We start from the raw sequence: 22,170 nt of genomic DNA, 5'->3' as shown, positions 1-22,170 counted from the left end.
TAAGTAAAGGAGGAAATCGGGCATGAGAAAAGTAAAAGCGGCCGTCATTGGAACGGGCTTTATCGGGAAAGCCCATGTTGAAGCGATCAGGCGTATGGGGCACGTCGAGCTTGCGGCCATAGTTCTTGACGGCCAGGAGAAGGCGGATGCAGCGGCAGCATCCTTGCATGTGCCCAAAGCGTACGGAAATTATAGAGATTTGCTTCATGACAGTGAGATCGAGGTCATTCATAACTGTACGCCTAACCATATGCATTTCGAGATTAACAAGCAGGCCCTTCTTCATGGCAAACATGTACTGTCGGAGAAACCGCTAACAAGGACATACGAGGAATCGCAGGAATTATATCTGCTTGCAAGAGAGAAAGGGCTTGTTACCGGCGTTAATTTCAATTACCGCCAGTTTCCGATGATCCAGCATCTGCGCGCCATGGTCCAGGACAATGATTTGGGCGATATCCGCTTGGTGCGGGGAAGCTATTTGCAGGATTGGCTTTTCTACGATACGGACTACAATTGGCGGATTGAGCCGGAGTACGGCGGGAAAACGCGGGCAATTGGAGATATCGGATCGCACGTATTCGATCTTGCCCAGTATGTGACGGGAATGCGGATTGTGGAAGTATTCGCAGATACGGTTACTGCCATCCCCAAGCGTTATAAACCGCTTCATCAGTGGTCAACCTTTCATTCCGGGAGCAAAGAAGAGACAGAGCTGGTCGATATTCATACCGAGGACTATGGTTCTGTGCTTGTTAAATTTGAGAACGGCGGGAGGGGCGTGTTTACGGTATCGCAGATTTCTGCAGGCAAAAAGAACGCTCTGGAGCTTCATATCGACGGCTCGAAGGCATCCGTCAGTTGGAGGCAGGAGGAACCCAATCATCTGGACGTGGGGTTTCGGGATAAACCGGCGGAGACCGTCCGCAGAGACCCCGGATGCGTGAAAGCGGCGGCGCTTCCCTATCTTCACTACCCGGGCGGACATGAAGAAGGATGGCCTGAAAGCCTTAAGAATATGATGTTGCACTTTTATGATCAGGTGCTTGGCATGGACAACCGCTCTCAATCCGTCGCTTCCTTTGAAGAGGGCCACAACATAATGCTCATCGAGGAGGCCATTGTGAAAAGTGCCGAAACCGGAAGCTGGCAGAAGATTGAGGCATTGTATTGATCGCATCCGAAGGTCATTGAGTGAATCGCTCATTCGTTCCTTCGAGGGTGATGCTCTGACTGAATAAATTCGGCTTCGATTTATTGTATATATACTTAGGCTTTTATGCGGCGGCTGCTTCCCGTTATTCTACCGGGGAGCGGTCGTTTAGTTTTTCGCAATGGATAATATGAATCTATAAATAAATCTGTTGTTTACATAGGAAATAAAATATAATTTTCGATGGAAAATATATGAATTTAATTCTTTCCTCTAATGTCTGTCGATACGTATACTCCCCCTTCTTGGCTTAACCTCCATTGCTATAAAGGTGTTCCACAAAATGTGCCCTACGCGGCATACTCTACTCGTAAGATATTGTGCAATATTTGCTTTGAGCAAGCTCCCCTATTTTACCCTGCCAATCCCGTTCCATCGATACTGTTCTGCTATACGGCACAAGCTGGTTTTCTCCTGTCAGTCGACGTGTTACTTTGATACTAAATAATGACACTGGTGGTGAACACGGGATTGAAAGAGTCTGATTTGGTACGTTTTGGAGTATCGATGCCGCAGGAGCTTATCGAGCGCTTTGATTCTTTTATTACAGAGCAGGGATATAACAACCGTTCGGAGGCGATCCGGGATCTGGTGCGCAAAGCTTTGATCCAGCCGGAACGGCTTTCGCCAAAGGAACCGGTAGCTGGCACAGTTGTCATTGTCTATGATCATCATGCCACAGATTTGCCGAATTATCTGATGGAGCTGCAGCATGAATATCATGGCAACATCATCTCCACGATGCATGTGCATCTCAACCATCATCAATGTCTGGAGATCATTATCGTTAATGGCGAATACGGCAGCCTGCAGAGCCTTACCGATGCGATCCGCGTACAGAAGGGCGTGTTCTACGCCGAGCTTTCCGTCAGTGTGATCAAATCCCAGAGCCCAGGTCGCGATGGCGACGATCACCATGACCATGATCATCACAGTCATCACAATCATCACAATCATCACAATCATCACCAGCAGAATCACGTCTGACTCCAGCACTCATTCATCGCGTTCGCCACTGCCTCCAAGGCCATAATCACAACTATTATATAGAAGAGAAAGGATGAGCTTAACACTATGCATATTCCAGATGGAATTCTCGATCCGAAGGTATGGGTAACCGCTGCAGCGGTTTCCGGTATCGTATTAGCCCGCAGCGTCCGCTACTCGAAGCACAAGCTGGAGCATCGCACCGTACCCATGATGGGAGCGATGGCGGCGTTCATCTTCGCGGCGCAAATGATTAATTTCCCTCTGCTTGGCGCAGCGGCGTCCGGCCATCTAATCGGAGCGGCATTATCTGCGATCCTGTTCGGATTCTGGCCCTCGACGCTAATCATGTCCACGGTGGTGATCATTCAAGCGGTTGTATTTCAGGATGGGGGGATCACCGCTCTTGGCGCAAATATCCTCAATATGGCGATCGTTGCGCCGGCGGCCGCCGTACTTATGCACAAGCTGCTCCAGAAGCTGTCGCTTCCTGCGGTTGTGTCAGCTGTCGTCAGCGGATGGGTATCCGTAATTGCGGTTGCTGTTGTGGGAGCGCTTCTATTGGCACTGTCAGGTGTGGTGCCGCTCGAGCTTGCGCTTGGCACGCTGCTGTTCTGGCATGCCTTCATTGGAATCGGTGAAGCGGTGATTACCGCCGTTGTGCTGCCGTTCGCTTTGCGGTCTTCATTCACACTATCGAACAATAAGGAGATGTTGTTATGAGTAAACGGATCATCGCGTGGATCGCTGCCTCATTAGTGATCGCAGGAATCCTGTCCTTATTCGCTTCCTCTCACCCGGACGGATTCGAGAAAGCGGGGGAGGAAACCGGCTATATTGAACATGCCTCGACGCTGCTGCCGGCGCCGATGCCGGATTATTCGCTGCCGGGCATCGACAGCTGGATCTCCTCCAGCATATCAGGCCTTGCAGGCGTACTGATCACGTTTGCAGTATTCGTCTTTTTCGGCAAACGGCTGGGGAGAAAAACCCGATGAATCCGGTTATCCAGTACCCACCGCTGCGGATTGCAGCTTTGCTGCTCATCATTGCAATGGGGGTATCGGTGGAACGGCTTGACATCCTGTTTTTTTTATTGATCTTAGGCCAATGGTGGCTAGTGGCGGGCGGAGTGCCCGTCCATGTTTTTTGGCGCCGGTTCCGCCTGGCCCTTCCATTCTTCATCTTCATGCTGCTATTCTTTCCGTGGACGCAGCCCGGGAGCGGATATGCTGTTGGCTTTCCGCTAGCTCTGATGTATTGCGGACGGCTGCTCTTTTCCTTACAAATGCTTACACTCTTATTTCATCAGCTGCCGCTGCCGGTATTCTTTGGGGCACTGCTGCGGCTTAGGGTGCCTTCTATTTTTGTGGAAATGATCCTGTTCACGCTCCGGTACCTGGATGTGTTCCGGCATGAGGCTTCGTCCATGCTGAAAAGCCTTCGCAGCCGAGGATTTCGGACGGGGCGCTGGTTTTCGCTGAAAAGCTATATTACATTATCCCATTTGCTGGCTTCCCTGCTGCTGCGTTCGTTCCGCCGCTCGGAAAAGGTATCGATGGGCATGATGTCGAGAGGTTACAAGGGGATTGTTCCGGTGCGCGACCTGGCCCTTCCCCACCGGCTTGACGGATGGAAGGCAGGGGCAATGGCAGCTGCGGTATTCGGGCTCCTCTTATGGAGTATATCTGGAGGGATATTATGAGACCGATCGTACAATTCAAGGAGGTTCATTACCGCTATCGGTCTGAACGGGCGGCATTATCCAATGTCTCGTTCGACATTATCGCCAATCGGAGGACGGCAATTGTCGGTGCTAACGGTGCAGGCAAGTCAACTGCCGTTTTCCACTTGAACGGTTTGTTCCAGCCGAGTTCCGGCGAAGTCTGGTTCCGCGGGGAACCGGTCACCAAGCGGAATCGGGAGCGGATGGTGGATCATGTCGGGATCGTTTTTCAGGACCCGGATGACCAGATCATTTCTTTAACGGTATATGAGGATATAGCGTTCGGCCTTGTGCAGCGGGGAATAGCGAGGGAAGAGGTAGACCTGCGGACACAGCATTACTTAGCACTACTCGGTATTACCGAGCTTGCGAATCGCCACCCTGGGGAGTTAAGCCTGGGCCAAAAAAAGCTGGTGGCGATCGCGGGCGTGTTGGCGCTTGAAACGGAGCTCGTCGTCTTTGACGAGCCGATGGCTTTTCTGGATCCGCACGGAAAAAAAGAGATACAGCGTATTATGGAAATGCTGTCCGAGATGGGCAGAACTGTCATCGTAACGACGCATGATATGCAATTGGTGGCGGAATGGGCGGAAGATGTCATTGTCATGCGGGAAGGCGCATGTGCCGGTGTGATGAGTCCGGGCGAACTGTTCGCGAACCGCAGCCTTGTCGCGCAGACGAAGCTAGAGCTGCCCCCGATCGCAGAGCTGGCATCGGCGTTATGGGACGGGGAACCCCGGCTCATGCCGATTCGTATGGAAGAGCTGAAGCGATGGCTGGAACAGAAGCTGGCCGCAAACAAACTCGCCCCCCTTTTTACGGAGCCGTTCTGCATATCGGAACATAATTCTTCCCTGCCTCTTCGGGCCCGTTCATGATAGGAAGTAAATAGTCCGCTTGGCATGACGGGACACGAACGAGGGATGAGCAGAATGAAGAAGCTTTTATATTATTACTTTGCCATGCACACGTTATATTGTATTGCGCTGCTGGGAACACGGCCGATCGTATCTCTTTTTGTCTATGAAACCGGTGGCTCCGAGGCATTGATCGGCATATTGGTTTCCTTGTATGCCCTGCTGCCAATGCTGCTTGCGATTCGCATAGGCAAATGGCTGGATCGCTTCGGCGCCCGTTCCGTAACGCTGTGGGGCGGAGCGGGTATGCTGCTGGCCATTGCGCTTCCTTCTCTCCTCGCGAATATTCCGACGTTATTTTTTTCCCAATTGATGATGGGATTTTCCCAAATCTGCGTGTTAATTTCTCTGCAAAAGACGGTCGGTAATTTACCGGGTGACCGGGACCGTCTGTTTGCGACATTCAGCCTGAGCGGCTCCACCGGGGAATTGATCGGACCCTTGATGAGCGGGTTTTTGTATGAACGGTTCGGCTTTTCCGTCTCTTTTGCTGCCTCGGCCGCCTGCATTGCCATCGCATTGCTCATGGGCTTGCTGATATCCCGTTCGGCATGGAGAAGCGGGGAGCCGCTCGAGCGTCAAGAGCAACCTGGCGCGATTGCCTCGAACAACACCTGGGGGCTGCTTCGCACCGCCAACCTTCGTAATGCACTGATCATCAGCGGTTTGGTGCTGTATTCAAAGGATCTGTTCGTCGCCTATTTTCCCATTTATGCCACTAATCTGGGCATGAGCTCGGGCAGAATCGGGATCATCCTGTCGTTGATGGCGGCGATGTCGATCCTGGTGCGGGTAACGCAGTTTTACCTTGTACGGCGATTCGGCCGGGGAAGGCTGCTTTTTGTCACGCTGCTGCTAAGTGCTGCTGCCTATCTGCTCATTCCGCTCTCCGAATGGCCGATTCTTTTAACCGTTCTTGCGATGGCACTCGGCGTGGGACTGGGGCTTGGTCAGCCGCTCAGCCTCGTATTTGCGCTTAATTCCAGTCCGAGCGGGCGGCAGGGGGAAGTGCTCGGAATGCGGCTTACCTTTAACCGGGCCTCCCAATTCGGAGCGCCAATCCTGTTTGGTGTGATCGGGAGTGCGGCCGGAGTATCTCCGATTTTCTGGTTAAGCGGAGGGGTATTGCTGTTCGGGGCATTTTTTACGCGGATAAAGTAATTATCGGGCTCCCGTTCCGCATGGTGGAACCGGCTTGTTCTTTCCAGCACAGACAGGCGATATAATCACAGTAAAAAAGGTGGGAGGGTTTGTATGTCAAAGCTTCAGCTCAGTTTTGGATGTTGGGATTATGACAGGGTGCAGGCACTGATTAACGGTACGGTCGAGGTGGAAGGGATTGATCTGAACTTCTTGAAAATGCCGGTGGAGGAAACGTTCTGGCGCATGATGAGGCATCAGGAGTTTGATGTTTCGGAACTGTCGTTTTCCTCATTCCTTATCGCTAACGATCGGGGCAATCCGAAGTTCACGGCCATACCGGTGTTCATGTCCCGCATGTTCCGCCATTCCGGCATCTATGTAAACGTTAACAGCGGCATTCGCGAGCCGGGGGACTTGAAGGGCAAACGAATCGGCATTCCGGAATACCAGCTGTCGGCATGCGTCTGGATTCGCGGATTTTTGCAGCATGATTACGGCGTTGCCGCATCCGATGTGCAGTGGCTGACAGGCGGACAAGAGCAGCCGGGCCGAATTGAGAAGGTGAAGCTTGACCTGCCTCCGGAAATTCGGATTCAGCCGATCGGTCCAGAGCAAACGTTAAACGCCATGCTAGAAAGCGGAGAAATCGATGCGTTTATCGCACCGCGTGCGCCATCCTGCTTCCTGAACGGCTCGCCGAATGTGCAGCGGCTGTTTGCGGATTATGTGGCGGTGGAGCAGGAATACTTCCGCAATCACGGCATTTTCCCGATTATGCATGTCGTAGCGATCCGCAATGAGGTATTGGAGCGCCATCCTTGGATCGCGGCCAACCTGTATGATGCTTTTGTCAGCGCCAAGCAAAAAGTATATGACGGCTTCCGCCAAACAGCAGCCCTGAAGGTAACGCTGCCTTGGCTAGTCGCGGAGATCGAGCGGACGAAAGCTTTGATGGGCGAGGATTTCTGGCCGTACGGCTTGGAGGAGAACAGAAAAACGTTAGAGGCGTTCGTCACTTACCAGTACGAGCAGGGACTGATCAAACGAAGGCCGGAAATAGAAGAGCTGTTTGCAAAATCGACATTGGAAAAATACACGCTGTAATCTGCACAGTGATATATCAAGACAAATGTGGAAGCTTCCCTCTTCGATGTTCCGCATAACAGAACGTCATGGTGTGAAAGCGTCCGTATCTGCGATAAGTTGAAAAAGTAGAAGTCTTAGTAGCGCGAATGAGCAGAGAGGTGGGATTCAAGATGTCTGTAGAACTGGGAATGCTGGTGGCGCATGTACCGCGAATTTGTCACGAGGACCGCGTGGCCGAATTTCAAAAGCCGCTCACGGAGGCCATGTATAAGGCCTCGGAGGTGCTGCACAGCGTGAAGCCGGATGTGCTGGTGATCATATCGTGTCACTTCATGGCGACCTTTCATCATTATGTAGACGCAACCCCTCGGCATAAAGGAATCTTAACGGCTATGGAATGTCCGGATTTAATCTCTGATGTCCCCTACGACTATCCGGGTGATGAGGATCTGGCGAAGCGGTTGATCGAAGCGGGCAAACAAGCGGGCCTGCCGGCCGTGGCGGTCAATGATCCGACTTATGTGTGGGATTATGGAACCGTCGTTCCGCTCCGGTATTTGGTCCCGAATCAAGATATCCCCGTCATTGATCTATCGGTGTGCTGGGCAGCCAGCCTCGATGAAACGTATCTGTGGGGGCAGACGATCGCCAAGGCGATCGAGGAAAGCGGGAAGAGGGCGGTATTTGCGAGCAGCGGCGCGCTGTCCCACAATCTTGTGAGAGGGCCGGAGAGGATGCCGACCCGTTCGGAGCAGGCGCTCGATAATCAATTTGTCGAGTTTCTTATGAACAAGGACTTTACCTCTGCTAAGGATATGCTGCCGCAATATGCGAAGATTGCCGGCGTAGAGTCCGGCGGACGCCATATCGCGGCCCTGCTGGGCGTCCTGCAGCAATCGTACGAACCGCAATATTGGGGCTATGCGCAATCATCAGGCAGCGGAAACGTCGTCATGACGTTCCATCCGGAGGCGGAACAGCAATCGAATGCCTCATAATCCATCATAGTTGGAGGAGAAAGACATGGCGATGAACGCTCTTGCGGCCGTAGCGACGGACATCCGAACCACCGAATTACGCGAATTCGATATGCCGGACATTCCGGTGGACGGCGGCATACTTAAGGTGGAGATCGTCGGGGTTTGCGGTACAGATGTTTCATACTATACGAAAAAGCAGGATCCAAGAATTTTAGGGCATCATGTCGTAGGGCGCATCGAACGGCTCGGGCCCGAAGCGGCCCGAAGATGGGGACTCGAGGAAGGCGACCGGGTGGCGATGGAGGAGTATATTCCGTGCGGACAATGCGAGCATTGTCGAACGGGGATGTACCGGTCCTGCCCTTCGACCGATCCAAGGTCCGGCGGTATCCGGTACGGGGCGACGCCGATTAGCGTGGAGCCATCATTATTTGGCGGATTTGCTCAATATCTGTATTTACATCCGAACGCTGTGCTGCATCCTATGCCGGATCATGTACCTGCAGTGGAGGCTGCGCTGACGCTCCCGCTTGCCAATGGGTTTGAGTGGATGTCCATCATCGGCAAGACGCGGCCCGGGCATACGGTGTTAATTCAGGGCCCGGGCCAGCAAGGCCTGGCATGTGCATTAGCCGCCAAAACGGCCGGCGCGGAACGGGTGATCGTCACCGGCCGAAACTCCAGCTTGAACCGGTTGGAGCTGGCGAGCCGCCTTGGGGCGGACAACATTATTAACGTCTCCACGGAGCCATTGGTGGAACGGGTAGCCGATATTACCGGAGGAAAAATGGCGGATCTTGTCATCGATGTCACATCCGGGGGCAGTGAACCCGTTTATACATCGATGCAGTGTGCCGGAAAGGGCGGTACCGTCCTGTTCGGAGCTTATAAATACAAAACGATCGATGCGTTCGAGCTGGATGAGGTCATCAAAAAAACATTGACGATCAAAGGCGTAAGAGGACACAGCTTCGAGTCCGTTCGCATGGCCGTCGATCTCATCGCTTCGGGGAAATTCCCATTAGCAATGATGAATTCACACAATTACGCACTTAAGGATACGGATATGGCGCTGAAGACCGCCGGCAATGAAGGAGAGCCTTCACCGCTGCTGGTCACCGTTTCCCCTTGGCTGTAAGCGTGTACATTCCATACCCTCAAGGAGGAAGCAGGCATGTCATACAAGGCAATTGATTGTTTGCATTTTATTGATGGTCAATATGCAGCTTCGCAAAATGGCAAAACATTTGACAACGTCAACCCGGCAACAGGCAAGGTTATCGGAACGGTGGCCGAGGGCGGCAAGGAAGAGATCGATCTGGCGGTAGCGGCAGCAAAGCGAGCGCTGAACGGCCCATGGAAAAAGATGACGACGCATGATCGAATCGCTGTGATCCGCAGAATCGGGGATCTGATCCTCGAGCGTAAGGATGAGCTTGCGCACCTGGAGACGCTGGATACAGGGAAGCCGCTTTGGTTGTCTTCCTCGATCGATATTCCTCGCTCCGGCTACAATTTTCAATTTTTTGCCGATTATTTGCGTTCGCTCGGGACAGAATCGTACCAGCAGGATGATGTGGCGATTCATTATGCAATTCGCCGCCCGGTCGGTGTCGTCGGCCTCATTAATCCGTGGAACCTGCCGCTGCTTCTGTTGACGTGGAAGCTTGCGCCCTGTTTGGCCGCAGGTAACACAACGGTGTTGAAACCCGCGGAGCTGACGCCGATGACGGCAACCATACTGGGGCAGATCTGTAAGGATGCAGGCGTTCCGGATGGCGTCGTCAATATCGTTCACGGGTTCGGGCCGAATTCGGCCGGTGCAGCATTGACGGAGCATCCGGACGTGAACGCGATTTCCTTTACCGGGGAAACGACAACCGGAAAGATCATCATGCAAGCGGCATCCAAGACGTTAAAGCGGCTTTCCTACGAGCTAGGCGGAAAGAACCCGAATCTGATCTTTGCCGATGCGGATTTGGATGAAGTGATCGAGACAACGCTGAAATCCAGCTTCGTCAACCAAGGCGAAGTCTGCCTGTGCGGATCGAGAATTTATGTGCAGCGGCCTGTCTATGAAGCTTTTCTGGACAAATTCGTGACGAAGACGAAGGAGCTGAAGGTGGGGGATCCGTTCGATCCGAAGACCAAGGTCGGCGCACTGATCGGTGAGGAGCATTTCGGGCGAGTGACGAGTTACATCCAGTTAGCGCTGGAGGAAGGCGGAACGATCCTGACCGGAGGCAAACGGCCGGAAGGGTTGGATGAGGGCTATTTCCTTGAGCCGACGATTATCGTTGGGCTGGACCGGAACTGCCGCGTCGTGCAGGAGGAGATTTTCGGACCGGTCGTTACCGTCATTCCGTTCGACACGGAGGAAGAGGTGATCGAACAGGCAAACGACACGCATTACGGCCTCAGCGCATCGATATGGACGAATGATTTGCGCCGTGCCCACCGTGTCGCGGGACAGATCGAGGCGGGTATCGTCTGGGTCAACACATGGTTTCTCCGCGATCTCCGCACGCCGTTCGGCGGCATGAAACAGAGCGGGATCGGCCGGGAAGGCGGCATGCACAGCTTTGAATTTTATTCGGAGCTGACGAACATTACGATCAAATTATAAGAGGAGGCGACAGGATGGAGGACCATCGTATCTCAGCACTGGCGGACCTGCTCGCCGAGGCCGAGCGGACCGGTCAGGGGACGCAGCCGCTGACGGCGCTGCATGAAGACCTGACTATCGAACAAGCGTATCACGTCCAATTAACGAATATCGAGCGCAGAGTGAAAGCCGGTGACCGGATCGTCGGGAAGAAGATCGGCCTGACCTCTTTAGCGATGCAAAAGCTGCTGGGCGTAGACCAACCGGATTACGGGCACTTGTTAGAATCCATGGTCATCGAGAATCGCGGAGAAATCCCGATGAGGAGAGTCATGCAGCCGAAGGTGGAAGGGGAGATCGCATTCGTGCTGAAGCAGGATCTGATCGGTCCAAGGGTGACCGTACTTGATGTGCTGCAGGCTACGGATTACGTCGTGCCCGCCCTGGAAATCGTAGACAGCCGCGTAAGCGATTGGAAGATCAAACTGCCCGATACGATTGCCGATAATGCTTCATCCGGCTTGTATGTGCTTGGCGGGAGACCGATGAAGGTTGAGGAGCTCGACTTGACGCAGGTAGGCATGGTGCTGTACCGCAACGGACAGATTGAAAATACCGGCGTAGGGGCGGCGGCTTTAGGCAATCCGGCTGCGTGTGTGGCCTGGCTGGCCAATGCATTGTTCCGTTTCGGCATAACGCTCAAGGCCGGTGAGGTCATCTTGTCCGGCGCACTGTCTGCTGCGGTCAATGCGCAGCCGGGCGATACATTTACCGCTCGTTTTGCGCATTTGGGGGAAGCATCCGTATCGTTTACGCTTGATTAAAAGGAGGTTGAGTTCACATGGGCAAAGTGAAAGTGGCCGTACTCGGATCGGGTAATATCGGTACGGATCTGATGTTGAAGCTCGAGCGTTCAAGTGTTCTGGAGATGTCCGTGATGATCGGGATCGATCCGGAGTCCGATGGGCTAGCCAGGGCTAAAGAACGTGGTTATATAACGATTGACAGCGGGCTCAAAGGATTCTTGGAGCAGTGTCCGGAGCAAGCGGACATCGTATTTGACGCAACTTCGGCAAAGGCTCATATCCGCCATGCGAAGATGCTCCGAGAGGCTGGCAAGTTCACTCTGGATTTAACGCCGGCTGCAGTAGGGCCGTTCGTCATTCCGCCGGTTAATGTCGATGAGCATATCGATGCGGACAATATCAACCTGATCACGTGCGGCGGGCAAGCGACGATTCCGGTCGTGTATGCTGTCAATCGTGTCTGTCCGGTTGAATATGCAGAGATTGTCGCGACCATCTCAAGCCGCAGCGCCGGACCGGGCACGCGCGCGAATATTGACGAGTTTACGCAGACGACCTCCCGCGGCATTGAGGAAATCGGCGGTGCGAAGAAAGGTAAAGCAATCATCATTATGAATCCTGCAGAACCGCCGATCATGATGCGCGACACGGTGTATTGCCTGGTGGAGGACGGAACGATGAACGAAGCGGAAGTTATACGATCCGTTACGGAAATGGCTGAGACGGTACAAAGCTATGTTCCGGGCTACCGCCTGCGGATGGAGCCGATCATCGAAGGCAATAAAGTGACGGTGTTTATTGAAGTGGAGGGCGCGGGCGATTATTTGCCGACCTATTCCGGAAATCTCGATATCATGACTGCCGCTGCGGTTAAGGTTGCTGAGGAATACGCCAAAAAAAGAATCCAAAGTGCGGTTGTCTAATCGAAAGAGGAGAGTGATCATTCCATGACCGGCCAACGCGATATATTAATTACTGAAGTGGCGCTGCGGGACGGAAGCCACGCGATCGCGCATCAGTATACCGTGGAGCAGGTGACGAACGTCGCCCGGGCGCTCGATGAAGCAAACGTTCCTTATATGGAGGTGGCCCATGGCGATGGGCTGTCGGGTTCGTCCTTACAATACGGTCTGTCCCGGACCGACGAGATGAAGCTGATCGAAGCGGCCGTCTCGGTGTGCAAGCATTCGAAGGTAGCTGTTCTGCTCCTTCCCGGTATCGGGACGGTGAACGAGCTGAAGGAGGCGCACCGAATCGGCGCAAAGATGGCGCGGATCGCTACGCACATTACAGAAGCGGACATTTCCAAGCAGCACATCGAGATGGCGAAAAATCTGGGGATGGAAACCGTCGGTTTCTTGATGATGTCGCACATGGCGCCTACAGAAAAGCTGGTTGAACAAGCGAAATTGATGGAGAGCTACGGAGCCGACGTTGTGTACGTTGTAGACTCTGCCGGTGCGCTGCTGCCCCATGAGGTAAGAGAGCGGATCCGGGCGCTCCGGGATCATCTGTCTATCGATATCGGATTCCACGGACATAATAACCTTTCCCTGGCGATGGCCAATACGCTTGCAGCCATTGAAGAGGGAGCGAAACGGATCGACGGCAGCGTGCGCTGTCTCGGCGCCGGAGCGGGCAACACGCAGACTGAGGTTCTGGTTGCCGTATGCGACCGCCTGGGCATCCAAACCGGCGTCGATATTTACAAAATGATGGACTTGGCGGAGCATATCGTCGCACCGATTCTGAATTCGCCGCAGGAGATTACAAAAGACAGCCTGGTGCTTGGCTATGCAGGCGTATATTCCAGCTTCCTGCTGCATGCGCAGCGCGCCGCCAAGAAGTTTGGAATCGATTCACGCGACATCCTGGTTGAGCTCGGTAAGCGGAAGGTCGTCGGCGGCCAAGAGGATATGATTATCGACGTAGCTGCGGAGATTGCGGGACAAAAGGCGGGTGCAGCCGTATGACGATGAATAATAAAGCCCTTGCCGAATATCTGGTATCCGCCGAGACGGAAAAGCGCGAAGTCACTCGGATTACGGCCGAGCATCCGGAGCTGACCGTCGAAGACGCCTATGTGATTCAGGAGCAATTGGTCGGTATGAAGCTGGAGCAGGGTTACCGCATCGTCGGACCGAAGATGGGCTTGACGAGCCGCGCCAAGATGAAGCAGATGAATGTAGAGGAGCCGATCTACGGTTACATTTTCGATTACATGGTGGAAGACAGCGGCCGCATTTCGATGAGCGACCTCATTCATCCGAAGGTAGAAGCGGAGATTGCTTTCATCATGGGCAAGGATCTGGAGGGACCGGGCGTGACGGGCGCGCAAGCGCTGGCTGCAACGGATTATGTCATTCCTGCGCTTGAGATTATCGACAGCCGTTACGAGAACTTCCAATTCACGCTTCCTGATGTTATCGCGGACAATGCGAGCTCTTCCCGCGTCATATTCGGAAGCGCGATGCGCAGACCAGGGGAGCTGGAGCTGGATTTGGTCGGGGTCACTTTATCGATCAACGGGCAGTTAAAGGATCTGGGAGCCGGTGCGGCCGTTGTCGGACATCCGGCGCATTCCGTTGCGATGCTGGCGAACATGCTGGCTCGCAAAGGATTGAAAATTAAAAAAGGCGATATTATACTTACTGGTGGAATTACCGGGGCGGTGATGCTGTCTACGGGTGATTATGTGACGGCGAAGTGGGACGGCCTCGGTGAAATCGGGTTTACAGTAAGCGAGTAAGGAGCGGGAGGAGGGCGAGCATGCCCATAGTTCATATTGAAGTGTTGGAAGGCAGGCCGGTCGAAAAAATAAAGAAATTGATCGAAAATGTTACGGATACCGTTGTTGAAACGTTGGAGGTTCCAAAGCAGAACGTCAGGGTACTCGTAAGTGAAGTGCCGAAGACCCATTGGGGAATTGGCGGAACGCCCGTTTCCGATATTCAGGGCCGGTGAGATGAAAAAAAGCGAATGCCCCGTCAACCCATGCTTGTGTTGACGGGGCATTCATTTTTAGAAACAAGGGTGGATCATCCAGACTTCGTTAATCCAACATGCCCTGCCACGCTCATTCGGTGACTAAGATCTTGTAATGTCATCTATCCAATTCCAGCAAAGAACGGTATCCATCCCCGCTAAGAATCCTCGTTGGCAGCTCGTTTAGATCGAATGGATAGTCCGAACCGGGTACAATGTGATCTTCGCCGACAACTTGGACGAGATACTCCAGCGCATGCGCGTTCCAAAGCACGGAATCGAACCAGAACCGCTTCAAATACTCCGATGGCTTTGCCTGCAAATTCGAGGAAACCTGATTCCACATATCATAACCCTTATCCAGCCGCCCGATCTGATAAGGCAGGAAACCGCCGCCATGTCCGAGCAAAATTTTGACATTGGGGTACGTATCCAGCAGGCCGCTCAGCAGCAAGTCCGCTGCCGCAACAGTTGTCTCCCATGGAACGCCGACAAGATTCGGCATCATTCGCGTCTGAATTCTCGGATCCGTATTGAGCAGAGGGTGAATAAAGATCACGGCCTTCAGGCGGTTCGCCGCTTCCCACAACGGGGTAAAGCCGGCATCGGATAGTAGCTTCCCGTTATGCCCCGGTCCGATGATGGCACCCTTCAGCCCGAGGTCCATGCCTGTCTCCAAGTCGGCGGCCGCCTGCTCCGGAGCGTTCAAGCTTACCGTTCCGAGCGCTGCAAGACGCCCCGGCTTATCGCTTGCAATTGCTGCGAGTGCTTGATTGTACACCTGCACTAGCTCCCGGGTGATCTCGCTTTGGAACTCATACAGAAATAGCTGCGGGATTGGGGAGATGAGCGTATGCTGGACGCCCGCTTTGGCTTGCTCCCGGAGAAACAACTCCTCCGAGACGAACGACGGTTTTAACTCGAACGCCCATTTGCCGTTGATGCTTAGGAAGTCCGCTTTGTTCGCATCGCGCTTGTCGAAGACAGCTGAAACGCTCTGCTTATTTTCGACAAGCCAGTTCAAAACGTCCGGAGGAATAAAATGAGTATGCGCATCATACATGAGAAAAAAGCCTCCTTATCAGTTAATAAAACAGGAAATAAAAGCGTTAACAAAACGTTTGAATTTTTTCACCGCTCATGTTACTCTTACCGTATCCGATTCCCTTTCTTACGTTAAGAGATCTGTTCTTCTATACGGAATTCGTTTGATCATAATCAGGAGGTTTTCCTGTTGGCTAAACAAATTGAAACTCTCTCATCCGTCCACAATGCGATGCGCATCCTGAAAGAATTCACCCTTGAGCAGCCAGAGCTGGGCATCAGTGAGCTGAGCGGACGATTAGGCTTGGCGAAGAGCACGGTGTTCCGGTTAATCAAAACATTGACCGAGAACAATCTGGTCGAACAAAATCCAAGAAACCAGAAGTATCATCTGGGAATCGCTGCTTTTGAATTGGGCTTTACGGTGTATCATGAGATGGAGCTTCGAACGGTGGCCTTGCCGCTGCTCGATAAGCTGATGCGCTCCATCCGGCGAACGGTTCATCTGGGCGTGTACGACAATGGCGGTGTAGTGTATATAATCAAGCGCATCCCCGAGGATCATCAGGGCACGATTTCCAAGATCGGCAAGAGAGTGCCTCCCCATTGCACGGCATCGGGTAAAATCCTGCTCGCCCATCAGTGCGAGGAAGAGATGGAGCGCGTATGCAGTCTTGGATTGGAAGCGCATACAGGTAAAACCGTCACCAAAGTAGACGTCTTAAAAGAACAGTTGATGCAGGTGAAGCAGAAAGGATACGCCGTCTGTTACGAAGAATTGAAACCGGGGATCTGTTCTGCGGCCGTTCCCGTATTCAATGACGATAACGAGGTGATTGCGGCCGTTAGCCTGACTGGAACACCCGCGCAATTTCTTCCGGCGCAAGTACAGTCGTATATCAAAGACATGCGAACGTACAGCAGATTGATTACCGAGCGCATGGATTTTGAATAAAAACGTCACGTATGGAGCGGTTTCCACTTGAGGAAACCGTTTTTTTTTTATACAATTTTTCATTCACGTTCCGTATGCAAGAACGTGGTGCTATGGCTCCGGAGCGCTTCATCTTACACTTAGAAAAAGTCACACCTAAGCTGTACAACCCAAAATGAAAGCGCTGCAAAGGAGAGGGACGAGACATGTTAAAACATGAAGACAATGAGCGGTTATGTCGGGTCGGTCCCGGAACACCGATGGGTGAAGTGTTCCGCCGTTACTGGATTCCAGCGTTGCTGTCGGAGGAGCTTCCAAAGCCAGATTGTCCTCCGGTTCGCGTACGCCTGCTTGGCGAAGACCTGATTGCATTCCGGGATTCGGAAGGCAAGCTTGGACTGGTGGACGCATATTGCCCGCACCGCAGGGCTCCGCTGTTCTGGGCCCGCAATGAGGAATGCGGATTACGCTGTGTGTACCATGGATGGAAATTCGATACGACCGGCCAATGCGTCGATATGCCTAACGAGCCGGCGGAGAGCAATTTCAAACACAAGGTAAAAATTACTTCGTATCCATGTTGGGAGCAAGCAGGCATCATCTGGACCTATATGGGACCTGCCGATGAGCTGCCGCCGGTTCCGGACTATGAGTGGATCCGGGCGCCGAAGACGCACAGGCACGTATCCAAAACGTATGAGAGCTGTAACTGGCTGCAGGGCTTGGAAGGCGGGATCGATACCTCCCACTCCTCCTTTGCGCACAACAACAACATTGCCGACAAGAATGCGCTGCGTACGCGGGCGCCTTCACCGAAGCTTGAAGTTGTGAAGACCGACTATGGTTTCTCCTACGTCGGCATCCGTGATCTGAAGGAAGACGGCAACTATGTTCGCGGCTACCAGTACATTATGCCGGCCCAGCAGATGCGCGGAGCGATCATTCGTTGGAAGGATGGGAAGATGGAGGAATTCCCGTCGATTGCAGGTCACCTCTGGGTTCCGATCGATGACGCAACGACTTGGGTGTGGAACTTTATCTACTCCTCAGAGCCAAGTATTCCGTTTACGGAAGAATTCGTATTGAAGCATGAAACGGAGTTCGGCCGGGGGCCGGAGGATGTGCTTCCGGGCTACCGGTTAAAACGCAATCCTTCGAATGATTTCCTCATTGACCGGGAGGTTCAGCGCACCAAAACCTTCACCGGCATCCAGGGGATTAACACACAGGACTATGCGCTGCAAGAGACGATGGAAAAGCCTTACTGCGACCGGTCCAAAGAAAAGCTCGGCACCGCAGATACCGCGATTATCGCCGCACGTCAGATGCTCCTTGAAGCGACGAGGACCGTGGAGAAGGGCGGACGCCCAAGAGGCGTCGATCCTTTAACGTACCGGAATGTACGAGGCTGCGACCGCCTTATTTCCAAGGAATTGCACTGGAGCGAAGCGATGAAGGAAGACTTTGCAGCTAAATTTTAAAATGGAGGCTAGAGCTATGGGTCATGAATCACATTACCACAGTAAGAAGGACCGTATATTCGTCAGAGGGATTCAAGGGCAATACAGCCTTAAGGAAGAATTGGATCGCTTGCGCGCGATTCCGCGCGTGTTTAAGGGCGAGGAGATCAAGTTTAACGACGGGCCCCAAGCGTTCAGCAAGCATTATATCGAGCCGGAGGATGGCGTGACGCAGACCTTCCACATTCATCTGGAGGAATACGGTCCCGGCGGCAAGTCGCAAAAGCACGGGCATGTCAATGAAGCGGCCTTCTATATCCTGGATGGCAAAGGTTATGAGATTCATGATGGAATCCGCTATGACTGGGAAGCGGGAGATATCGCCGTCGTTCATAATAACTGCGTGCACCAGCATTTTAACGCAGACGCGCACAAACCGGCGCGGGCGCTTGTCATCAAGACAAAGCCAATGTATATGTTCATGAACATGCTGTTCCAGAAGCAGGTGGAGCCTCGGCCGATCGAGCCGACTGCAGAAGGCGTAGGATTCAAAGCGCGCGAGGAAGGCGAGAAGTAATAAATAATCGATTCGAAGGGGAGGAACTGCACATGGCATGGGATGAATCAAAGGTATGGCTGCAGGGCAATGAAGAGGGAGACTATTATCAATTTTTGCTCGACGATGCGGCAGAGCGTCCGGTAAGGGATGCAGCGCGCAAGAAGATCGTAAGGCCGCAGGAAATGCCGTGGGAGATGGCGCCGCAGGGCCTGCTGAAGCATCTTCTTAACGAACAGATGAATACCCGTATGGAGACGGTCGATGCTTACATGCAGATTATTCCGCCAGGCAGCAAATCGGGCAAGCACCGCCATTTGGCTGAGGAGTGCCTGTACGTGCTTGAGGGCAGCGGTTACGATCTTCATCAGGATTGTGATGTGGAAATTACGGACACGTATCATTGGAAGCCGCAGGATGAGGTGAAGCGCTACGAGTGGAAGGCCGGCGACGTGATCTACATCCCGCCGAATACGATTCACCAGCACTTCAATGCGGATCCGGACAAACCGGCCCGCCTGATCTCTGCGATCAACCGGATTTATAAATATTGCGGACTTAACGATTTGGAGCAGCTTGAGAACGCGCCGGAATATGATCCGAGCGTCAAGCTGGATGCGGATAAGATATCGGAATATATCAACAAAGCAAAACAAGGCCAGAACGCGTAAACTAAAATTTAACGGTAAAGAAGGGGTTTGTGTGAGAAAGACAAAGCTGCAGCTGTTTCTTTTAGCTTCTTCATTGCTTCTGGTGTTTGTTATGGCGGGATGCGGTGCATCCCCCGCAAGCAAAGATGCAAGCGCTTCCTCAAACTTTCCAACCAAAAATATCGAGTTCGTAGTAGGCTACGCGCCCGGAGGCGGCTACAGCGACTGGGCCCAGGCGATTGCTCCCTTTATAAAGAAGCATCTGCCGAACCAAGTGAACGTTATCGTACGTCACATGGAGGGCGCCGGCAGCGCAATTGCGGCTAACTATGTGCAGAAAGCGAAACCGGACGGTTATACGATAGGCATATACAATCTTGGGGGATTAGCCGGCACCCAATTGGCACGCGAGGTCCAATTCGATTTGTCCACGGTCACTTGGCTGGCCCGTCTGTCTTTGGATCCTGCGATCGCCACAGTGAGCTCGAAGTCTCCTTATCAAACGATGGAGGATTTGGCCTCCAAAGATCATGTGATTATGTCCACCAAAGGCTTGGCGGCTAACGCTACGTTGACCGGTGCGGCCACTTTTGCGGAAATGGGCGTAAAATGGACGCCTCTGAATCATGACGGAACCAGTGAATCGCTGTTAGCAGTTATTCGTGGCGATGCGGATATTACATGGGGCTCCATTGACAGCCAGAAGCAGTATATTGACAGCGGAGACATGCGGATGCTGATGTACTACAATTCTGAGCGGCATCCCGATTATCCGGATGTACCGATTCCGTCTGAGGCCGGCTTGCCTGAGGAAATGAACGAAGCCTTCAATACGCATCGCCTGATCGGCGCTCCGCCGGAGCTGCCCGATGACATCCGCGCAATTCTGGAAGAAGCGATTAAAAAAGCAATCGATGACCCGGAATTCCATGAGGTGCTGGAGAAGATGGAGTTCACGACAAGCTATTTAAATAGTGCCGATACAACGGAAATGGTCGAAACGGCATTACAGGGCTATCAGAACTACAAGGACGTTGTTACTGAGCTTCTCGCGAAAGAATAATCTAACATACCGCTCGCGAGCGGGGAGGACATATTATGGGCTTCTTAGGTCAAATAGACACCCTTTTACAATGGGATTATGTAGTAATTATGATCGGAGCCGTCTTGTTCGGGCTAATTATCGGGATTTTACCGGGATTGGGAGGGAGCGTCACACTGGCGCTCCTCATCCCCATCACGTTCAGCATGAGTCCGGAGGCCGCGATTGTGCTGCTGATGTCGGCTTACAGCGCTGTTAACTATGGCGGATCAATCACATCCATATTGGTGAATACCCCGGGAGATGCCGCCAATGCAGCCACCACGTTTGACGGTTATCCGCTGGCCAAGCAAGGCAAGGCCAAGATGGCGATATCCGCTTCGATCTTCGCCTCGGTTCTCGGCGGGTTCATCGGACTGTTTCTGCTTGATCTATTGATCCCAGTAGCCAGAACGTTGGTGCTGGCGTTCTCGTATCCGGAATTTTTTATGCTCGGGTTGTTCGGTTTAACCGTTATCGCTGTCGTTACGCAGGGGAACACGTTCCGGGGATTGATTTCCGGGATGTTTGGATTAATGCTCGCTTATGTCGGTACGGATCCGCTTCTGGGATTAGACCGGTTTACGTTCGGTTCGGATTACTTATGGGACGGGCTCAGTTTGGTGCCTGTGATTATCGGACTCTTCGCCATCACGGAAGCCTTTAGCTTATTTACTCAGCAAGAGGCGTATGGGAGCGACATTAAAGTCGGGAAAAAGGGAGCCATCGAGGGCATTGCAGCCGTATTCAAAAATTTCTGGTTGTTTTTGCGCTCCTGTTTTATCGGTATCTTCATCGGCATCATTCCGGGCGTTGGCGGTTCCGTAGCCAGCTTTTTGTCCTACGGAATGGCTGTACAAACCTCAAAAAATCCGGAAAAGTTTGGCAAGGGAGCCATTGAGGGCGTTATTGCGGTTGAATCGGCCAATGATGCGAAAGAAGGCGGTTCTTTGCTGCCAACCCTTGCTTTTGGCATACCCGGCAGCTCGGCCATGGCCGTCCTGATCGGCGGACTGCTGATGCATGGACTGGCGCCTGGTCCAGAGATGCTGACAACGGACATTGAGCTTACGTACTTATTAATTGCAGCTGCTATCATGGGCAAGATATTCGCCGGTGTGCTCTCGTTTGTCATCGGGACACGGATGGTGTTTATCACGAATATCAAAGGGACGCTGATGGCTCCGGGCATCATTGCGATTGCGCTTGTCGGCTGTTATGCGACTTCGGGGAATATCGCGGACGTGATTGTGGCTCTGGTCTTTGGATTAATCGGGTTTTACTTCAAAAAATACGGTTACTCCCGGATCGCAATGATTATTGCGATGGTTCTCGGCGGTCTCATCGAGTCTTCCTATTATCAAAGCATGGCTACGTTTGGCTACAGCGGATTCTTTACCCGGCCGATCGCGCTTGTTCTGCTCGGGATGACGCTGCTGTCCATTGTATGGCCGTATGTTCGCAGCCAAATGAAGAAGTCCCGCGGAAAGGGGATTAGCGCATGATCCGGTTGAACGAAAAAAGCCTGTTTACCGCGCTGTTGTTTGTCTTCACCGCTGTACTGATGTGGAACACAATCGGCATGCGAAGCGACGTCGTGCTGGTTCCGCGGATCGTCGGCACCATTCTTCTTGTTTTCTCCGGGGTTCAATTGTTAATTGACTTGTTTCCTGCGATTGCCTCACGACTGTCTTTTCTCAGTAAAAGCTCAGATGGCAGCTCGACAATTGGCGGCGAAGGCGTTGTGGAAGAGGAGACGGAGACGAAAGAAGAAAGAAGGAGCAGATTTTTGTTTATTGTATGGATGGTGCTGTTTGTTGCACTGACCTATTACATTGGCATGATATATGCAATTGTCGTTTCGCTGTTTATTTATTTGAAATGGATTTCTAAGCAAAGCTGGCGACTTTCGATATTGTACTCTCTTATAACGGCGCTAATCGTCTATTTATCGTTTGTCGTTGGGTTGGATGTATATTATTTCATGTAGGCTTTCA

At 52.7% G+C, this 22,170-nt stretch carries 23 protein-coding genes and 1 pseudogene; 23 read left to right on the top strand and 1 reads right to left on the bottom strand.

Annotated elements, in window-relative coordinates; all coding sequences use genetic code 11:
* The first annotated feature begins 22 nt into the window (after positions 1 to 22).
* The 16 genes and pseudogenes from IEW11_RS08950 to IEW11_RS08875 form a co-directional block, all read left to right on the top strand.
* Positions 23 to 1,174, top strand: a complete 1,152-nt coding sequence (locus tag IEW11_RS08950) for a Gfo/Idh/MocA family protein (protein ID WP_188530724.1) — start codon at positions 23 to 25, stop codon at positions 1,172 to 1,174.
* Positions 1,175 to 1,684: 510 nt separating this feature from the next.
* Positions 1,685 to 2,200 (top strand): nickel-responsive transcriptional regulator NikR, encoded by a 516-nt coding sequence (gene nikR / locus IEW11_RS08945; RefSeq protein ID WP_308422718.1) that lies wholly within the window; start codon positions 1,685 to 1,687, stop codon positions 2,198 to 2,200.
* An 87-nt stretch (positions 2,201 to 2,287) separates the two neighbouring features.
* Complete coding sequence (locus IEW11_RS08940; protein WP_188530722.1) at positions 2,288 to 2,923, top strand: energy-coupling factor ABC transporter permease; 636 nt, start codon at positions 2,288 to 2,290, stop codon at positions 2,921 to 2,923.
* Positions 2,920 to 3,198, top strand: a complete 279-nt coding sequence (locus tag IEW11_RS08935; RefSeq protein WP_188530721.1) for a PDGLE domain-containing protein — start codon at positions 2,920 to 2,922, stop codon at positions 3,196 to 3,198. Before IEW11_RS08940 ends, IEW11_RS08935 begins: the two co-directional genes overlap by 4 nt.
* On the top strand, positions 3,195 to 3,905 hold the full coding sequence (locus IEW11_RS08930) for an energy-coupling factor transporter transmembrane component T family protein (RefSeq protein WP_188530720.1): 711 nt from the start codon (positions 3,195 to 3,197) through the stop codon (positions 3,903 to 3,905). Before IEW11_RS08935 ends, IEW11_RS08930 begins: the two co-directional genes overlap by 4 nt.
* Positions 3,902 to 4,804: an energy-coupling factor ABC transporter ATP-binding protein gene (locus IEW11_RS08925; RefSeq protein ID WP_188530719.1), complete on the top strand. Its 903-nt coding sequence runs from the start codon at positions 3,902 to 3,904 to the stop codon at positions 4,802 to 4,804. The genes IEW11_RS08930 and IEW11_RS08925 overlap by 4 nt, the downstream gene beginning before the upstream one ends.
* 54 nt (positions 4,805 to 4,858) lie before the next feature.
* Entirely contained in the window at positions 4,859 to 6,004 is a 1,146-nt protein-coding gene (locus tag IEW11_RS08920; RefSeq protein ID WP_229725075.1) for an MFS transporter, read from the top strand.
* A gap of 93 nt (positions 6,005 to 6,097) precedes the next feature.
* Entirely contained in the window at positions 6,098 to 7,090 is a 993-nt protein-coding gene (locus IEW11_RS08915) for an ABC transporter substrate-binding protein (protein ID WP_188530718.1), read from the top strand.
* 152 nt (positions 7,091 to 7,242) lie between these two features.
* Entirely contained in the window at positions 7,243 to 8,070 is an 828-nt protein-coding gene (locus IEW11_RS08910; protein ID WP_188530717.1) for a DODA-type extradiol aromatic ring-opening family dioxygenase, read from the top strand.
* Between the two features lie 25 nt (positions 8,071 to 8,095).
* Complete coding sequence (locus tag IEW11_RS08905; RefSeq protein WP_188530716.1) at positions 8,096 to 9,190, top strand: zinc-dependent alcohol dehydrogenase; 1,095 nt, start codon at positions 8,096 to 8,098, stop codon at positions 9,188 to 9,190.
* Between the two features lie 36 nt (positions 9,191 to 9,226).
* Positions 9,227 to 10,678 (top strand): aldehyde dehydrogenase, encoded by a 1,452-nt coding sequence (locus tag IEW11_RS08900; RefSeq protein WP_188530715.1) that lies wholly within the window; start codon positions 9,227 to 9,229, stop codon positions 10,676 to 10,678.
* Between the two features lie 14 nt (positions 10,679 to 10,692).
* Complete coding sequence (locus tag IEW11_RS08895; protein WP_188530714.1) at positions 10,693 to 11,481, top strand: 2-keto-4-pentenoate hydratase; 789 nt, start codon at positions 10,693 to 10,695, stop codon at positions 11,479 to 11,481.
* A 17-nt stretch (positions 11,482 to 11,498) separates the two neighbouring features.
* Complete coding sequence (locus IEW11_RS08890; RefSeq protein WP_188530713.1) at positions 11,499 to 12,386, top strand: acetaldehyde dehydrogenase (acetylating); 888 nt, start codon at positions 11,499 to 11,501, stop codon at positions 12,384 to 12,386.
* A 24-nt stretch (positions 12,387 to 12,410) separates the two neighbouring features.
* Positions 12,411 to 13,436 (top strand): 4-hydroxy-2-oxovalerate aldolase, encoded by a 1,026-nt coding sequence (gene dmpG / locus IEW11_RS08885; protein WP_188530712.1) that lies wholly within the window; start codon positions 12,411 to 12,413, stop codon positions 13,434 to 13,436.
* The gene (locus IEW11_RS08880; RefSeq protein ID WP_373289316.1) at positions 13,433 to 14,212 is read left to right on the top strand and encodes a 2-keto-4-pentenoate hydratase; all 780 of its coding nucleotides are present in this window, start codon (positions 13,433 to 13,435) and stop codon (positions 14,210 to 14,212) included. The genes dmpG and IEW11_RS08880 overlap by 4 nt, the downstream gene beginning before the upstream one ends.
* Before the next feature lie 11 nt (positions 14,213 to 14,223).
* Positions 14,224 to 14,427, top strand: a pseudogene (locus IEW11_RS08875) (4-oxalocrotonate tautomerase); the annotation flags it as partial.
* A gap of 139 nt (positions 14,428 to 14,566) precedes the next feature.
* Here the strand turns inward: IEW11_RS08875 and IEW11_RS08870 are convergent.
* Positions 14,567 to 15,511, bottom strand: a complete 945-nt coding sequence (locus tag IEW11_RS08870; RefSeq protein ID WP_188530710.1) for an amidohydrolase family protein — start codon at positions 15,509 to 15,511, stop codon at positions 14,567 to 14,569.
* 171 nt (positions 15,512 to 15,682) lie between these two features.
* Between IEW11_RS08870 and IEW11_RS08865 the strand changes: the two genes are divergently transcribed.
* From IEW11_RS08865 to IEW11_RS08835, 7 genes are all read left to right on the top strand, one after another.
* Positions 15,683 to 16,447, top strand: coding sequence for an IclR family transcriptional regulator (locus IEW11_RS08865; protein ID WP_188530709.1), 765 nt, complete (start codon positions 15,683 to 15,685; stop codon positions 16,445 to 16,447).
* A 185-nt stretch (positions 16,448 to 16,632) separates the two neighbouring features.
* On the top strand, positions 16,633 to 17,907 hold the full coding sequence (locus IEW11_RS08860; protein ID WP_188530708.1) for a Rieske 2Fe-2S domain-containing protein: 1,275 nt from the start codon (positions 16,633 to 16,635) through the stop codon (positions 17,905 to 17,907).
* Between the two features lie 16 nt (positions 17,908 to 17,923).
* Positions 17,924 to 18,463, top strand: coding sequence for a cupin domain-containing protein (locus IEW11_RS08855; RefSeq protein WP_188530707.1), 540 nt, complete (start codon positions 17,924 to 17,926; stop codon positions 18,461 to 18,463).
* A gap of 32 nt (positions 18,464 to 18,495) precedes the next feature.
* Positions 18,496 to 19,113 (top strand): cupin domain-containing protein, encoded by a 618-nt coding sequence (locus IEW11_RS08850; RefSeq protein WP_188530706.1) that lies wholly within the window; start codon positions 18,496 to 18,498, stop codon positions 19,111 to 19,113.
* Between the two features lie 31 nt (positions 19,114 to 19,144).
* Positions 19,145 to 20,155, top strand: coding sequence for a Bug family tripartite tricarboxylate transporter substrate binding protein (locus IEW11_RS08845; protein WP_229725073.1), 1,011 nt, complete (start codon positions 19,145 to 19,147; stop codon positions 20,153 to 20,155).
* Between the two features lie 35 nt (positions 20,156 to 20,190).
* On the top strand, positions 20,191 to 21,678 hold the full coding sequence (locus tag IEW11_RS08840) for a tripartite tricarboxylate transporter permease (protein ID WP_188530704.1): 1,488 nt from the start codon (positions 20,191 to 20,193) through the stop codon (positions 21,676 to 21,678).
* Positions 21,675 to 22,163: a tripartite tricarboxylate transporter TctB family protein gene (locus tag IEW11_RS08835; protein WP_188530703.1), complete on the top strand. Its 489-nt coding sequence runs from the start codon at positions 21,675 to 21,677 to the stop codon at positions 22,161 to 22,163. The genes IEW11_RS08840 and IEW11_RS08835 overlap by 4 nt, the downstream gene beginning before the upstream one ends.
* Positions 22,164 to 22,170: the final 7 nt, after the last annotated feature.

The sequence above is a fragment of the Paenibacillus abyssi genome, assembly GCF_014640295.1.
GTDB lineage: Bacteria > Bacillota > Bacilli > Paenibacillales > Paenibacillaceae > Paenibacillus_D > Paenibacillus_D abyssi.
The sequence above is the reverse complement of the archived record's forward strand: the minus strand, read 5'-3'. Positions and strand labels throughout refer to the sequence as shown.

Excerpts from the sequence above, each read along its gene's own strand:
- IEW11_RS08950 (WP_188530724.1), top strand. The coding sequence starts at position 23 with ATGAGAAAAGTAAAAGCGGCCGTCATTGGAACGGGCTTTATCGGGAAA.
- IEW11_RS08940 (WP_188530722.1), top strand. The coding sequence starts at position 2,288 with ATGCATATTCCAGATGGAATTCTCGATCCGAAGGTATGGGTAACCGCT.
- IEW11_RS08935 (WP_188530721.1), top strand. The coding sequence starts at position 2,920 with ATGAGTAAACGGATCATCGCGTGGATCGCTGCCTCATTAGTGATCGCA.
- IEW11_RS08930 (WP_188530720.1), top strand. The coding sequence starts at position 3,195 with ATGAATCCGGTTATCCAGTACCCACCGCTGCGGATTGCAGCTTTGCTG.
- IEW11_RS08925 (WP_188530719.1), top strand. The coding sequence starts at position 3,902 with ATGAGACCGATCGTACAATTCAAGGAGGTTCATTACCGCTATCGGTCT.
- IEW11_RS08920 (WP_229725075.1), top strand. The coding sequence starts at position 4,859 with ATGAAGAAGCTTTTATATTATTACTTTGCCATGCACACGTTATATTGT.
- IEW11_RS08915 (WP_188530718.1), top strand. The coding sequence starts at position 6,098 with ATGTCAAAGCTTCAGCTCAGTTTTGGATGTTGGGATTATGACAGGGTG.
- IEW11_RS08910 (WP_188530717.1), top strand. The coding sequence starts at position 7,243 with ATGTCTGTAGAACTGGGAATGCTGGTGGCGCATGTACCGCGAATTTGT.
- IEW11_RS08905 (WP_188530716.1), top strand. The coding sequence starts at position 8,096 with ATGGCGATGAACGCTCTTGCGGCCGTAGCGACGGACATCCGAACCACC.
- IEW11_RS08900 (WP_188530715.1), top strand. The coding sequence starts at position 9,227 with ATGTCATACAAGGCAATTGATTGTTTGCATTTTATTGATGGTCAATAT.
- IEW11_RS08895 (WP_188530714.1), top strand. The coding sequence starts at position 10,693 with ATGGAGGACCATCGTATCTCAGCACTGGCGGACCTGCTCGCCGAGGCC.
- IEW11_RS08890 (WP_188530713.1), top strand. The coding sequence starts at position 11,499 with ATGGGCAAAGTGAAAGTGGCCGTACTCGGATCGGGTAATATCGGTACG.
- dmpG (WP_188530712.1), top strand. The coding sequence starts at position 12,411 with ATGACCGGCCAACGCGATATATTAATTACTGAAGTGGCGCTGCGGGAC.
- IEW11_RS08880 (WP_373289316.1), top strand. The coding sequence starts at position 13,433 with ATGACGATGAATAATAAAGCCCTTGCCGAATATCTGGTATCCGCCGAG.
- IEW11_RS08870 (WP_188530710.1), bottom strand. The coding sequence starts at position 15,511 with ATGTATGATGCGCATACTCATTTTATTCCTCCGGACGTTTTGAACTGG.
- IEW11_RS08860 (WP_188530708.1), top strand. The coding sequence starts at position 16,633 with ATGTTAAAACATGAAGACAATGAGCGGTTATGTCGGGTCGGTCCCGGA.
- IEW11_RS08855 (WP_188530707.1), top strand. The coding sequence starts at position 17,924 with ATGGGTCATGAATCACATTACCACAGTAAGAAGGACCGTATATTCGTC.
- IEW11_RS08850 (WP_188530706.1), top strand. The coding sequence starts at position 18,496 with ATGGCATGGGATGAATCAAAGGTATGGCTGCAGGGCAATGAAGAGGGA.
- IEW11_RS08840 (WP_188530704.1), top strand. The coding sequence starts at position 20,191 with ATGGGCTTCTTAGGTCAAATAGACACCCTTTTACAATGGGATTATGTA.
- IEW11_RS08835 (WP_188530703.1), top strand. The coding sequence starts at position 21,675 with ATGATCCGGTTGAACGAAAAAAGCCTGTTTACCGCGCTGTTGTTTGTC.